This is a genomic window from Candidatus Margulisiibacteriota bacterium (assembly GCA_028715625.1).
In the GTDB taxonomy this organism is placed as follows: Bacteria; Margulisbacteria; Riflemargulisbacteria; order GWF2-35-9; family GWF2-35-9; genus JAQURL01.
Window position 1 is genome coordinate 25790 of the sequence record JAQURL010000007.1, and the last position, 14707, is coordinate 40496.

The 14707-nt window shown below is 38.6% G+C and carries 13 protein-coding genes; 3 read left to right on the forward strand and 10 right to left on the reverse strand.

Translation table 11 applies throughout. The features are described 5' to 3' along the window. Positions 1 to 6: 6 nt before the first annotated feature. A complete protein-coding gene (locus PHV30_02065) occupies positions 7 to 1239 on the reverse strand; it encodes a glycosyltransferase family 4 protein (GenBank protein MDD5455799.1) in 1233 nt (410 codons plus the stop codon). Then, complete coding sequence (locus tag PHV30_02070) at positions 1226 to 2116, reverse strand: glycosyltransferase family 2 protein (protein MDD5455800.1); 891 nt, start codon at positions 2114 to 2116, stop codon at positions 1226 to 1228. Before PHV30_02070 ends, PHV30_02065 begins: the two co-directional genes overlap by 14 nt. 73 nt (positions 2117 to 2189) lie before the next feature. Between PHV30_02070 and PHV30_02075 the strand changes: the two genes are divergently transcribed. From PHV30_02075 to PHV30_02085, 3 genes are all read left to right on the forward strand, one after another. Further along, on the forward strand, positions 2190 to 3176 hold the full coding sequence (locus PHV30_02075) for a class I SAM-dependent methyltransferase (protein ID MDD5455801.1): 987 nt from the start codon (positions 2190 to 2192) through the stop codon (positions 3174 to 3176). Beyond that, entirely contained in the window at positions 3177 to 4265 is a 1089-nt protein-coding gene (locus PHV30_02080) for an acyltransferase (protein ID MDD5455802.1), read from the forward strand. Between the two features lie 87 nt (positions 4266 to 4352). Beyond that, a complete protein-coding gene (locus tag PHV30_02085) occupies positions 4353 to 5135 on the forward strand; it encodes an FkbM family methyltransferase (GenBank protein MDD5455803.1) in 783 nt (260 codons plus the stop codon). Here the strand turns inward: PHV30_02085 and PHV30_02090 are convergent. The 8 genes from PHV30_02090 to PHV30_02125 form a co-directional block, all read right to left on the reverse strand. Next, on the reverse strand, positions 5115 to 7043 hold the full coding sequence (locus tag PHV30_02090) for a glycosyltransferase (GenBank protein MDD5455804.1): 1929 nt from the start codon (positions 7041 to 7043) through the stop codon (positions 5115 to 5117). The genes PHV30_02085 and PHV30_02090 overlap by 21 nt on opposite strands. A gap of 2 nt (positions 7044 to 7045) precedes the next feature. Next, positions 7046 to 7972 carry a glycosyltransferase gene (locus PHV30_02095; protein MDD5455805.1) on the reverse strand — a complete coding sequence of 309 codons (927 nt, stop codon included), beginning with the start codon at positions 7970 to 7972 and terminating at the stop codon, positions 7046 to 7048. A gap of 4 nt (positions 7973 to 7976) precedes the next feature. Continuing rightward, positions 7977 to 9110, reverse strand: coding sequence for a DegT/DnrJ/EryC1/StrS family aminotransferase (locus tag PHV30_02100; GenBank protein MDD5455806.1), 1134 nt, complete (start codon positions 9108 to 9110; stop codon positions 7977 to 7979). Beyond that, on the reverse strand, positions 9107 to 9667 hold the full coding sequence (locus PHV30_02105; GenBank protein ID MDD5455807.1) for an acyltransferase: 561 nt from the start codon (positions 9665 to 9667) through the stop codon (positions 9107 to 9109). Before PHV30_02105 ends, PHV30_02100 begins: the two co-directional genes overlap by 4 nt. A 33-nt stretch (positions 9668 to 9700) precedes the next feature. Continuing rightward, positions 9701 to 10381, reverse strand: a complete 681-nt coding sequence (locus PHV30_02110) for a methyltransferase domain-containing protein (GenBank protein ID MDD5455808.1) — start codon at positions 10379 to 10381, stop codon at positions 9701 to 9703. Positions 10382 to 10464: 83 nt separating this feature from the next. Continuing rightward, the gene (locus PHV30_02115; GenBank protein MDD5455809.1) at positions 10465 to 11727 is read right to left on the reverse strand and encodes an ABC transporter ATP-binding protein; all 1263 of its coding nucleotides are present in this window, start codon (positions 11725 to 11727) and stop codon (positions 10465 to 10467) included. A gap of 2 nt (positions 11728 to 11729) precedes the next feature. Continuing rightward, positions 11730 to 12557 carry an ABC transporter permease gene (locus PHV30_02120; GenBank protein MDD5455810.1) on the reverse strand — a complete coding sequence of 276 codons (828 nt, stop codon included), beginning with the start codon at positions 12555 to 12557 and terminating at the stop codon, positions 11730 to 11732. A 6-nt stretch (positions 12558 to 12563) separates the two neighbouring features. Beyond that, positions 12564 to 14702 carry a GNVR domain-containing protein gene (locus tag PHV30_02125; GenBank protein MDD5455811.1) on the reverse strand — a complete coding sequence of 713 codons (2139 nt, stop codon included), beginning with the start codon at positions 14700 to 14702 and terminating at the stop codon, positions 12564 to 12566. Positions 14703 to 14707: the final 5 nt, after the last annotated feature.

Genomic DNA, 14707 nt, shown 5'->3' on the forward strand with positions numbered 1-14707 from the left:
TCAGATTTACTCCGGATCATCCTTGGTTGCTGGGGTGTCGATAAAATCGAAGAGAACTTTATCAAGAATACATTCCTTGTATAATCTTCCCAACAGCAAGTTAGTATTATAAATATGATACTTGTTTTTAAAGAATTTTAAAGCAGCTGCTTTTTTGTGTTCCAGATAAGACATATCTGTCATTAAATTTAATTTTTTGTAAATCGATTCGATGTTTCGAGCCTCGGATATTTCGCCGGCTTCACCATATCCTATCATTTCAGGCATGGCCAGTAAGTCGCTTGTCAGTACCGGTATGCTCATGGACAGAGCTTCCAGAACAACAAGCGGAAAGCCGTCAGCAACAGTGGGATAAGCAAAAATATCAAACTTGGAGAAATAATCTTTAAGTAACTTTTCTCTGGGAACAAAATTCAGCCATTCAATCCGGTAAGGCTCCAGTTCCTTTTTATTAAATAATTGTTCACAACCGATAATAAATAGCTGTAAATTCTTTTTTTCAGGATAAAGTTTTTTATAGGCCTGAAGTAAATACCAGCCCCCTTTAGCGTAAAAATCTTTGGCAATAAAGCCGATTATTATCTGAGACGGGTCTTTAATTTTATAATTTACAGGATAAGATGGAAGTCCGATTGGAATTACCCTGATTTTATCCGGATCGGCCCCTTTTTTCAGATATTCATTTTTTAAAACCTCGGAAAATAATATAATTTTTTTTACTTTTTTATAACAGACAGAAGTTTCTATAATATTAAAAATTTTACAGAGACCTTTTTCCATAAATTCCATAACAGTAATACGCCATGCCGGATAGTTATGAAAAGTTTCCAGAAATTGCCCAGCAGTGAGAGCATTGCTTATTACTACCGGTGGCACTTTCCCGCTCAGGTTTACAGGGAAGACATGAACATGGACCAGATCAAAATGGTTTCTGATATGAAAATACTTCCAGGGATTAGCGAAAAGCCACTGTTTCCGACGAAAAATATTAATTATAGTGATTATCAAAGCCGGGAAGAAATCCTGAAATATCCAGAATTTGCTATATTTCATGTTTTTCCAGAGAAAGCGCAGTCGTTTGCGTTCAACAATATCTTCATTTTTTAAGGCTGTTACGTAATCGGTATATTCAATGTCTTCAGGAGGTCGGTTTAAGATTGACTCGGTATAAACAATATCTCCGCAATAGATATCAACATCTCTGACAGGGCTGATGAGCAAAATTTTATAAGCGCTCATTTTTTCCTTTTTTACCTTTGATAAAATCCATTATTCCCAAGAGAGAATAGGACATATTTTTAAAATTTTTGTTTTTAGCCGGCTTAAGCAAACCCTTTATTATCAGACGCAGATTGTCAGCAAAAAAATGGTAAATAAATAGCACTATATATTTTTTTCGGCCATACCTGGCAAAAAACTGCAGTCGGTTTCTTTGACAATAATAGTAAATAAATGGGTTTAGCGCTGCTGTTTTAGACACCTTGTGTTGAACTTCTGATTTTGGGGTTACAACACATTTAAATCCATGATGTTTCACCTTCATACAAAAATCAGCATCTTCAAAATAAAGGAAATATTGTTCATCGAAAAGGCCGGTTTTTTCTAACATGTTGTTACGTATGAGCATAGCCGAGCCTGTAAGAAAATCAACCTCTAAAGGGCCTGCAAGAGGTCGGGTGTTATGAAGTGTCAAACCTTTTTTGTGATCATAATAACCACCTGCAAAACAGACATTATTTGTTCCATATACTATATTTTGGGGGGTACATATCCCTATTTGTGTATCCCTTTCCAATACAGAAATTAATTCAGGCAAAGTACTGGAATTGAGCACAATATCATTATTAAGGATGAAGGAATACTCGTAACCCCTGTTAAGTGCTTCATTAAGACCGGCGTTAACTCCTGCGGCATAACCCATATTGTCTGGAAGTTCCAGGATACTTAACCACGGTAAAACATTTTTAATATTTTGAACCACAATTTGTGAGGAATGATTATCTATAAGTAAAAGTTGCTTTTTATTAATTCCGGATTTAATACAGGATTCCAGGCATTCCAGAGTATCCTCAATATTGTTGAAATTTATAATAACTACCAAGGTTTTTTCAAGCATCTTCTAATCTCCATTATATTGATATTTTTATATTTGACTATTAAAAAATCTTGGCAGCGGCTAAAATAAAAGAATGAAACATTGTCGTATCTGCAAGGGAAATTTCAAAAGCGAATTGCAAGTAAAAGAAATGATGTTCGGGTCTGGCAAGGAATTTACCTATCAGCAATGCGAACATTGCGGTTGTCTGCAAATCAAACAATATCCTGAAGATATTTCCGGTTTTTATTCTGACCAATACTATTCACTGCAGCCTCTGGAATTTAGCAGAAGGTCCCGGTTCAAACAGTTTATACGGCGACAATTTACCAAATACTATTTATATGGCCTTAATCCCTTGGGATATGTGATGTTTAAGCTGCTCAAATGGCCAGCTCCTTTTTATATAAAATGGTTTCAGGAAGCTGGGGTAAACCTTAAGTCCAGAATCCTGGATGCAGGATGCGGTGCCGGTTATTTATTATTGTCTATGTATAAGGATGGGTTCAGGCATTTAGCCGGTGCAGACCCGTTTATAAATGAAGAGATCACATACGACCGGAATTTAATCATTTATAAGAAAAGTTTAGAAGAAATGCATGGTAAATTTGACTTTATCATGATGAATCATTCCTTTGAGCATATGCAGGAACAGGAAATGATCTTGCGGCAGGTTTATCGTTTGTTGCGTCCTAATAGTTATCTGATGATCAGGATCCCGGTTGCAGATTCCTATGCTTTTCGGGCATATGGGGCTAACTGGGTGCAGTTGGACGCACCCCGGCATTTTTATTTGCATACAGTTAAAAGCATCAATATCCTTGCGGAGAAAACCGGATTTATTGTAAAAAAAATTGATTATGATTCCAATGAATTTCAGTTTTGGGGAAGTGAACAATATATACGAAATATCGCTTTGAGGTCTGAAAAGTCTTTTGCTGTCAATCCAGAAATGTCGATCTTTACACAGGATGAGTTGCAAGCCTATAAAGCAAAAGCGCTCGTTTTAAACAAAAAGCAGGAAGGTGACAGTGCCTGTTTTTATCTATATAAAAAAGATAATAATGATCGTAGACACTAAATGAGCACGACAAACAGATATGTTTTTATTGATGCCTTAAGAGGTATTGCTGCCTTGGGCGTTGTAATGCATCATTTATTTCATACAACCGTTTTTACCAGAATTTATTATCAGATAATGCCAATCGTTATTAAAATAATAAGTGATTACGGCAGAAATGGTGTTCAAATCTTCTTTGTAATAAGCGGTTTCGTGATAGCGCATTCTTTACGCAACAACAAATTAAATATTAAATCCATATTTGGGTTCATTATCCGCAGACAGGTAAGATTGGACCCGCCCTATTGGACCGTTATAATTATTATGCTTTTTTATCAATTTGTTGAATCGCACCTGCCCCTGGTAACCCAGCCATTACCAAGTTTATCAGCTGTTTTATTAAATTGTTTTTATTTACAAAGGATTTTTGATACGACACAAATTCTGGATGTGGCCTGGACATTATGTCTGGAAATTCAATTTTATTTATTCTTTATTATATTGCTGGCCATTGGAATACGCCTGGTCAAACCAAAAAATAATCCCAGCGTAAGTTTTGCTTCAGTCGGCTTGGTACTTGTAACCGGTGTAATTTCGCTGATTATTTACAGATATTCCGGAACAGCAAAATTTGTGTGGTTTATATTTGACTGGTTCTTTTTCGCAGGCGGTGTTCTCTGTTACTGGGCCTTACATCATATAGTATCAAAATGGTTATTTTTTCTGTTTATTACCATTTATATTTATTATATATTGTTTGCGATTTTTATTCAAAACAGCGGTTTGGATCTCAGCATTCTGCTGGCTGGCTTTGTTACGGTTATTACCATCTACGTTCTGGGGTATTTTAATAAGTTATCTGTTTTCTTAAAAAATTACTTTCTACAATATTTGGGCAAAATCTCCTACAGCTTATATCTTATTCATCCCATCGTTATTTTTTTTGTAATGCGTTTGGGTTATAAATTAACAGGGGACAATCATATTCTGGCTTTGGGCTGGTATATACTGGCTTTCTTTGCTACATTTATTGCCGCTCATTTTCTTTATAAGTTTGTAGAAAGACCTAGCATGAATTTTTCGTCCAGAATAAAGGGTATTCTGACTTAAGTTCACAGGTATTTTATAAACATTATGTTATAATTGTTGTGATCCACAGACAGAGTTCGCAGCATGTAATACAAAAGGAGATTGAATATGAGATTCGGAACCAGAAGCTATACACAACTTGTCAAGGCATTCATAGACCTAAGGCATTACAAGGCATTAATCAATATTTGTACTAAAGCAGTGAACCCCAAAGAATTTTTGAATAAATATTTATTCGGCAGTGGTACTTATCCTTGCCAAATCAAAGTAAAAACTTCTATCGGGATAATTTCTATAACGGCATTTAATTCTCATGATTTATTGACCATAAATGAAATATTTTTCAGGAAAGATTATCAGGTAAAGCCTGATATTCAAATAGTAGCAGATATTGGTTCCAATATCGGTATCAGCGCACTTTATTTTTTAACTCAAAATCCCAACGTAAAATGTTACCTGTTTGAACCCAATCCCAGTAACGTAGAAAAATTGAAACAAAATTTGAAAGGATTTGAGTCCAGGTATGTGCTGCAAACATATGCAGTATCAAACGAATCAGGAACCTTTGATTTCGGTATAGAAAGCACAGGGCGCTATGGTAGTCTGGAGCAGCATTTGGGGCAAACCATAAAAGTTGACTGCAAGGATATAAACAGTGTTTTACAACTTATTATTAATCGGGAAAAGCAGATCGATTTGCTGAAGATCGATACAGAAGGTTCGGAAATAAAAACTTTAAGGGCAATAAACGAAGAGTATCTCAAGGATATTAAAATGATCTGTTCCGAATCCGAACAGGTTATTAATAATGGGGAAGCCGAATTGCTGCGCAAGTTTTTCCGGCAAAAGATGTATGGTACAGTATGCTGTTTATATAACCGGTTTGGTTAGGACCTTTTTCCACTGCTGAAAAACAACAGGATAGTCATATTTCTCTTTAATCAGCTGTTCGGCTTTTCCCAACAATGAGTTCATATCAGAGTTCATTACATCATTGATTTTGGCTATCCAGGATTCAGTATTTAGAGGCAGAAGAAATCCGGTTTCTCCGGAAGAAATAATAGACCTTGGCCCCACATTGTTTTGTCCGGCAAGAACAACAGTGCGTGAGGCCATGGCTTCCAGGATAACCAGCCCGAAGAGTTCTTCCCATCCTTGACGTGGCCTGGATGGCAGCAGCAGACATTTGGACTTTTTATAATATTCAGCCAGTTTTTTTGTGGGCTGGAACCTTACCACGGTTATATTAGAAAGTTGTTCGAGGCTCTGAATCTCAGGACCTTCACCTATAAAGGTAAAATGATATTGCGGCAAGGCAGTGACGAGCTCCTTTAAAAACGAAAAGTTTTTATCGGCGATAAAACGACCCACAAACAAAATTCCCTGTTTTTCAGTTTCAGAATTTTTAAACACAGAATAATCCACAGCGTGCGGAATTACCTGAATGGAGGTTGATTTGCCCAAAAATTCCGCTAAACCGGCTTTCGCTGTTTCTGTGACAGTAACAATTTTTAGCCGGGATAAAATATTTTTCCAACTGTTCAGAACATCATGGTTATCATTGGGTAAGGGTTGATTTTGATTTGTCCAGTAAGGCCAGGAGGTCTGATAGATTAATTTGTGTCTGTTCAGAAAAAGTTTAATTTTATCCATATCTGCTGAAAAGGGTTCCAGTGAAAAAATAATAGTCTTGTTTTTCGAGAGATATTTCAGAGATAAGAAACGCAGATAATCTCCCAGACTGCAGAGCAAGGCTTTGAGCTTCTTTTGTTTGAAATAAGCCCAGCTGTGTTTTAAGGAAGCGTAATAGGAAAACATGGCCAGTTTATAGTGGCCGTCATATTCTATAACCTGATAAAAATGTTTGGAACGGCCGGCGTGCATAAGATATATGGTCTTGGAAAATTTATTAAACAAAGTGCGCAGGAAAGATTTTACAAAATTACGGTCGGACAGAAATTTAACCGGGTCGAGTAGCAGAAAACGCAGATAATTTTTTAAGGCATAGGGCCTGTCCTTTTGCGCGAAACCTACCCAGGCCTGCCACTGATAGCGTATTGCCAGAGACTGCCGGTACAGTTTTTTGTCAACACTGGGATATTCTTTGAAAAAATGTTGAATGGACTCAAGGGCCGCAGGACCGATTTTTCTATAAGCATTGGCTGAATTGGTTTCATGATGGCGATGCAGGACAAGTTTTTGTGGCAGGTATCCAGCTTCAAATTGATGAGTCATTTTCAGAATAACATAAAAATCTTCAAGAGGCAGGCCATTTTTAAATCCACCGACAGCATTTAAAGATTCGGTCCTGAAAAAACAGGACGGCCCCAGCAGCTGCGCTTCATTTGAGAGTACTTTTTTTAAAAGATAGCCTCTGGGTTCAAGCGCGATGTTTAATGGTTGGTGAGCGGCAAGTTCTTTTTCATGATGATAAACATCACAGTAAATCAGTCCGACAGAGGGAGAGGCAACCTCGAAATGTTGGGCTATAGTAGTCAGTGTATCAGGCAGCAGCATATCATCAGAAGCAAGGTAATAGAAGTATTTTCCCCTGGCTTTGGATAATCCCAGGTTAAGCGTAGTGCTGACCCCTTCATTATTTTTATTAATATATTCAAAGCCTTGAGGATACTTTGCCAGAAGCTCCTGAATTTTTTCATGTGTTTGGTCTTTTGAGCCGTCATTAATTACTATGAACTGGATATTTTTACAGGTTTGTGTGAATACGCTTTCTATAGCTTTTTGCACATAATTTTCATGGTTATAAGCGGGCATTACTAAGGTAAACAAAGGTTCCATATTTATTCCTTTAGCAATTTCAGTTTATACAAAATGAGTACAACCAGCATTTTCAGACTATGCTTTAGGGAAGCTTTAATAAATGGACGATAAACAAAAAAAAGTCCGGCTGCTTTCATATATTTTTTTTGCAGCCGGTAGTGATTGACCAGCCCAAAATAATAATGATCGATTTTAGGTTGAAGGACTTCCGTGTATTGATATTTGAAAAGTTTTTGCAGCTCAACATTAAGCAGCAAAGCCGAAAGGCAATTTCTCTCAAAATGTTCTGTTTTTTGAGGCGAAAAGATACCGCCGGCATGGACCCGGTATGTGCTTAACACCTCGGGCAGATAATAGATGTCGCCAAACCGGGCATTTAAAATATGTAACGCATGGTCCAGCGTGAGTATTTTTTCAAACCAGTCAGGGAAAGTTTTAAACAGACGGTTGCGAAACATGACTGAGCAGGTATGCATAAAGTTTTTGTTTAAGAGGTCAGGAAGGCTGGACCATTCGGCAAAATCAGGCTCAGGGTATAGCGTCGATTTTTCCGGCGCGGCCGTATAGATAACTCTGGTGCAGTTAAAGCAAATGGCCGCGGCTGAATGAGCATCCAGGATATCAGCCTGCCTTTGCAATTTGTCCGGTTCATTCCAGAAGTCGTCTCCTTCGAGCAGCGCTACATATTGTCCGGTACAGGTTTGCAGGCACTGTATAAAGTTTTTGGCCATGCCGATATTTTTGTCCGGTAAAAGTAGTCTGATACGCTCGGGGTATTGGGCTTTATATCCGAGAATAATTTCACGGGTTTTGTCTGTAGAGCAATCCTCGCCTATAACCAGCTCAACATCGAAGTTTGTTTTCTGAGCCAAAACACTTTCAATAGACTGGGCTATAAAAGCCTCATGGTTGTAAGTAATCATACAGACGCTAACTTTTGGGGCCATTTGGCTACGAGTTCCGGAAACTTTTTAAAATGTCGCAAATCCTGCAAACATCATCAGCAGACAAGTCGCCGTAAAAGGGCATGGACAGTACTTCTTTAACTACCTGATGCGCAACCGGCAGATTGTGCGGTGAGGAAGAGGGGATTTGTTTGTAACAGGTATATTCGCTGCACAGCGGATAGAAATATTTACGTGTAAACACATTAAATTTCTTAAATTCAGCATACACAAAATCTCTGGATTTTCCAAATTCCTCCTCATTTATACGGATTACAAAATACTGGTAACTGTTTTTAATGGCTTCACCCAGGTTCAAAAATTTTATACCGGGAACGTCCTTCAAAGAATCTTGATACTGCTGTAATATCCTGCTACGTTTTTCTACTTCCGCCTGCATACAACTCAGTACCTCCAGCCCGATTACAGCTTGTATCTCGTTCATCTTGCCATTAATTCCGGGCATGACCACTTCCTCCTCATTTTTTATACCGAAATTTTTGAGCAGGTTGATTAATTTTTTTGAATGCTCGTTTTTCATAGTTAAGGCGCCGCCTTCGGCTGTGTGATAGAGCTTGGTGGCGTGAAAGCTGAACATGGTTATATCCCCGAAATTCCCTATACCCTGATCATGGATTTCGGTGCCGAAGGCATGGGCCGCGTCATATACAACTTTCAGCCCGTAGCGGTCGGCAACCTCCTGAATAGCCTGCACATCGCAGGGCGTTCCAAATACATGTACTCCCAAGATTCCAGTAGTATGCGGTGTGATCATGGATTCTATTTTTCTGGCATCGATATTCATGGTCTGCGGATCAATATCGCAAAAAATCGGTTTAATGTTGTTCCAGGTAAGCACATGAGGTGTGGCCGGGAAGGTAAATGGCGTGGTGATAACTTCTCCGGACAATCTTAAGCACTGACAGGCGACAATGAGCGCGATTGTCCCGTTATTAAAAAGAGTAATGTAAGGTACTTTTAATACCTGTTTGAGCTGTTCTTCCAGCTGCTGATGCTGATAACCGTTATTGGTTAGCCATTTGGCCTGCCATACTTCGGCAAGCCTGTTTTTAATTTTGTCCAGATCAGGCAGGATAGGCCTGGTAATATAGATGGGCGCACTAAAAGGTTCCTGGCTCATAAGGTTCCTTCCAGCTGTTTTTCCAGCTTCAGTAAATTTTTTTGTCTGTCCTTTAGAAAACTGGCTGGTATACCTGCGTAAATGCCCCAGGCCGGAAGTGATTTATTTACCAGGCTCATTGCGCCTACAGCAACTCCTTCTTCCAGGTTGAGATCGGGCAGCACTACAGTATGGGCGCCTATTTGAACGTATTTTTTGAGACAAACAGGCCCACCGCTAATTTGTTTATATTTTTCCGGCACAGTGGAATTAGTTAAATGTCTGCCGCTGAAATCATCAATCGCGCTATAGATGGTAACCCGGGCCGAAATGCCACTGAAATCCTCAAAAATAATCTGCCTGGCGCCGTACAAGGCGCAGAAAGCAGAGATATGCACATATGAACCCAGGGTTATTTTGCCTGAAAGTATGCAGAAGTCATCAATCCGGACATTATCGCCCAAAGAGATATTCTCAGGATTATAGAAACTGGCATTACGGCTGATTAAAACATTCTTTCCGAAAGTTTTTAACCCTAATTCCCTAAGTTCGGAATCTGTATAAAAGGATGTTTTCAAGATTTTATTCCCTTTCAAATAATACTCTTTATTTTATTTTTCTACTACATAGAGCACAGACCTGGGGTGGATACCATTACTAGCAAACTCATCAGCCCCAAAAAAAGTTTGGTCCAGCATTTTTACCTTAAACCCTGCATCCACCAGCTTTTGCAGGAACCCTGCCCTAGAGTAAAGCCTGACATGATCATCTTGCGCGTAATATTTCCAGCGTTCCTCAGCAGTTAGTGACCGGTTATACTCCAGGTCTTCATTGATGTCCAGCATAATAGGGACCATGATTATAGCCCAGCCATGAGGTTTCAGTATCCGTTGAAGTTCTTTAAGTGCTTGCCTGTCATTGGGGACATGTTCCAATACATGAGAGCAAAGAATTATATCGAAAGAATTATCAGCCAGTGCAGGCATAGCGCTAATATCTACCTGATAGTCTATGGGTTTCAGATAGAGATCAGCTGTTTTATATTCCAGCTGTGGATTGCGGACTATAAATTTTTTTAAGGCTTTGGAGGGTGCGAATTCCAGAAGTTTAATATAATTTTTAATGAGGTTGGTATTAAGATTATTTTTAAGAAACATGGCGTAAAGTCTTTCTCTGTCTGAAGCTTTGCATACCGGGCAGAGGTAATTAAAAATGTTGAGGGTTTCAAAATGGAAAGGTGAATAGACAAAACCCTGCTTGTCCAATTCCTTTAAATAACCCTGATCTAACATCAGAAAATGGCTTATCCCTGATCCGCATACCGGGCAGTGATAAGATTTAGGTTTCAATAAAGAGTGCAAACGGGAGATAATATTCATAGTGCAGTGTCCAACCTGAAATCGATATTTGGTCGCACAGCACCTATCCATTTGCCGAACCAGTCTCTTTGTTCGCTGTCCAGTATTTCAAAAAAGGCTATTTCCGGTTTTTTATATAAAATTGTGCCGCGATCACGCACAAAATAAATTTCCAGAGAATATTTGTCATCATTGAGGAATTTTCCCGGAATATGACATGTCCCACTACATAGACCTTCAGGCAACACTTTTGATTCGGTAACCAGATTAAAAATACATTCACCGGTTACCTTCCAGAGGACAAGACTGAGATTCAGGTTTATGTCAGGTTTTAAATTCCAGAATTCCAGCGCAATATCCACCGGAGTATCTACGGTAAGGGGTTGTCCGGGGTTCAGATGTGAGGGCGGGGCTATTTTGATTTTTTTTATTCTTATAAAATCATTGCCCGGCGCTGACTCCACTGGCCACTCCTGTTCTGAAATCATTTGAATTTCATGGTTCAGATAATGGTGAACTATCTGATTTATAGGACCGTATTCAAGGGCTTGCCCGTTTTTCAGTAGCAGTCCTTTGGTACATAAGCTCTGGACAGCGGACATATTGTGGCTTACAAAAAGTACGGTACGACCCTGCTGAGTGGAGACCTGCTCCATTTTGCCGAGGCACTTGGCCTGAAACTGCGCGTCTCCCACTGCCAACACTTCGTCAACAATCAGAATATCCGGTTCCAGATGCGCAGCTATGGAAAAAGCCAGTCTTACATACATTCCCGTGGAGTAACGTTTAACAGGAGTATCCAGAAATTTTTCAATCTCAGAAAAAGCGACAATTTCGTCAAATTTTTTCTTAATTTCGGATCGCGTCATGCCCAGAATAGCGCCATTTAAAAAAATATTTTCCCTCCCGGAGAGCTCCGGATGAAAGCCTGTTCCTACTTCCAGCAAACTGGCAATTTTTCCTTTGATATAGATTTTCCCGGCAGTGGGCTCAGTAATTTTGCTTAAAATTTTCAGCAGTGTGGATTTTCCGGCTCCGTTGCGCCCGATAATGCCGATCCTGTCTCCATCCTGAACCTGAAAATTGATATCTTTTAAGGCATAAAACTGTTCCCTGGTTTCGTTTTGTTTCCGAAGTGTTCGAGGGTTTCTAAGAAATTTTTTAAGACCGATAAATTTTTTAGATATTTCTTCCCTGAGTGTGGAATAATTTTTTAATTGCTGATGCCTTATTACATAGCATTTACTGAGGTTTTCTACATTAATAACTGTTTCGGTCATATTTATATAAAATCCGCGAACTCACGTTCCATTTTTCTAAAATAATAAATTCCATAAAAAAAGATAAATATAGTAATTACTACAGACAGAATAAATCCCGGCCAGTAAATAGAAAAAGACTGCCCTAGAATCACGAAGCGAAAGCCTTCGATGATGCCGACCAGAGGATTAAGGGAATAAAAGAATTTCAAGTTTTCCGGTACGATGCTGCTGTTAAAGCCTACGGGTGACAGGTATAGACCAAATTGCAGGATAAAAGGTACAACATAACGAAAGTCGCGAAATTTCACATTAAGAGCAGAAATATAAAATCCTGCGCCCATGGAAGTTATTAATATAAAAACAAGAAGTAAAGGTAAAAGCAGTATTTGCCAGCCCGGCCAAAAATGATAGTAAAGCATCAGACCAAGCATAATGGCAAATGAGATCAGAAAATCCACACAGCTTATAAGTACAGTGCTGGCCGGAATAATTAGTCTGGGGAAATAAACCTTGGTCAGCAAATTGGAGTTGTTAATCAGCGATTGGCTGGCCTCGGTGAAGGTGCCGGAAAACAATTGCCAGGGCAGCAAACCGGAGAAAACCAGCAACGCATAAGGTATTCCATTAGAAGGGAGTCGAGCCAGTTTCCCAAAGATGAAAGTAAAAACAATCATGGTCATAAGAGGACGAATTATACCCCAGGCAATACCAAAAACGGTTTGTTTATAACGAACCAGAATATCGCGCCATGATAGGAAAAAGAAAAGCTCACGATACGCCCAAATTTCTTTCCAGTACCTGAGGTTTTTCTTGTGAGGCTCAATGGTTGTTTCAGGCTTTTTCTGCATTGAGAACTATTTTTTATACCTTTCCTGCAATTTTTTATCGATACTGGTATTGTTCATCATTTTTTCTTGCTGCATAGACTCCAGGACCATGGTTCCCAGCCCTGCAAGAAAACTGATAAGTGTTATAACTATAGTAACATAGAATAAAGTACTTAAAAAACTTTTTTTCTTGACCTCGTCCGTCATAAGAAATTGGCTGCTGCACATTACAGTGCCAAAGACATTTATTTTCAACTGTTGGAATTTATGGATGATATTTTTAAACACGCTTACCTTGGATAATCCTTCCTGGGCAATAAAAATAATACCATCACTTTTGCTGGAAACTATAAGCGCATCTGTATAGAGATTTGCGGGTGGCAAATAAAAAACTATCAAATCATATTTTTGTTTTAAAAGTTCAATGAAAGCTGTAAATTTATCTTTAATAAAGAGGTCAATAGGATTCCCGGGAATATCTCCGGTACCTACAAATTGCAGCTTTTCAACTGGCAAATCATTAATTAATACAGCGTTTTCCGGGTTGCCATTAATAAATTCATTCAGGCCGTATTTGTTGGGGATATTCAATTTGCGGGCAATAGATGGGGCCCTGTAATTGGCGTCAACAAGAAGCACCGATTTGCCGCTGATGGCTTCATTTATGGCAAAGTTTATGGCTACATAGGCCGAGTCGTCAAGGTTGTCAAGGGAGGCAAAAGAAACTACTTTGTAATTGGAGTAATGCAGGCGCATATGAGTAGAAATTTCCTTAAATGATTCCACAAAGGGACTTCTGGGCAGTTCTTCTGTTAGAATTTTTTGTTTTTTGGACTTTAGGGGGATATAGCCAAGAGCCAGAGAAAAATCTTTATAATAAAGAAGCTCTTCGTAAGCGTCAAAAGTATTTTCAAAAAAATCACGGAGCACAACCAGACCGATAGAGATGAGTAAGCTTACAAAAAAGACCAGTACCAGTTTTTGCTTGCGGCCTGTATGTATTGCTTCTTTGGGATAGTCCGGAGTTTCAATTAGTTTCAGGTTCCCTACATTTAATTCTTTTGATATTTGTGCCTCCTGCAGTTTTTTTATCAGCAGAAAATAATTTTCCTGCTCAATCTGCAGAAGCTTCTCCAATTGTTTAACGGCATTTTGTTTGTCATTGTCAGCTAACTGGCCACGGGAATATTTGCTTCTTTCTTCGCTATATACCTGAACTTTGTCCTTGAGGTCTTTTATAGAATCCACCTGATTTTTAATTTTAGTTAAAAGATTGTCATAATAACCCGATATGGAATTGCCATTTTCTCTGGACAAACTTATTAGTTCATCGCGAATTTTATTATTGATTTCTGCAATATCCTCATGATTTTTTTGCATTTTTTCCCGTTTTTGGACCATATTTTTGAGGATGGGGGATTGCAGATATTTAATGTAAAATTCCCCTCCCTGTTCAAATTCTTTGTCCAGTTCATATTTACGTTTTTCCGCGATTTTCAAATCTATACTGTACTTGGAAATTTCCGAATCCAGAAAATTTATTTTGTTCGAAAGATCTTCAGCCCTTTTATTGTTGGCATCAGAGTCTGAAAGATGGGTTTTTTTGAGATCCTCCTGATATTGTATTATTTTATGTCTGGTAAACTCCAGTTGGTCCTGGATCATCAGCTCCACTTTACGATTTGTTTCCTGATAGATATCCACATTTTGCTTCAGAATGTGTTTGGAATATACATCAGCGATAATAAAAGAAAGCTGTGGGTAGTTGGTGATGGCTTGAACATTGAGGATATTCGTATTTGATTGTCTGAATATTTTGACATTGTTTTTAAAATTTGCTTCACTGATGGCAATGTCTTTTCTGACCAGCAGATTTACTTCACTTACAACTCGTTTTATTGTATCTTTGGATTTCATGAGTTGAAGCTCGGTATCGAATTTTTCAGAAGCCTGAGCCCGCGATTCCTCTACCAACGGTGCCAGTTTGTCCAGCCAGCCCATTTTGTCTTCTTCTATAAACAGCAGTTTGGCCTCTGATAAATATATGGGTTTTTCCAACAACAGCAAGATACAGGCAATCGATGTGGATATACCCACAATAATCAGTATCATTTTTATTCTGAGAATAATAAGTTTATATAGTAATTTAAGATCCAGCCACTTCATGAGTA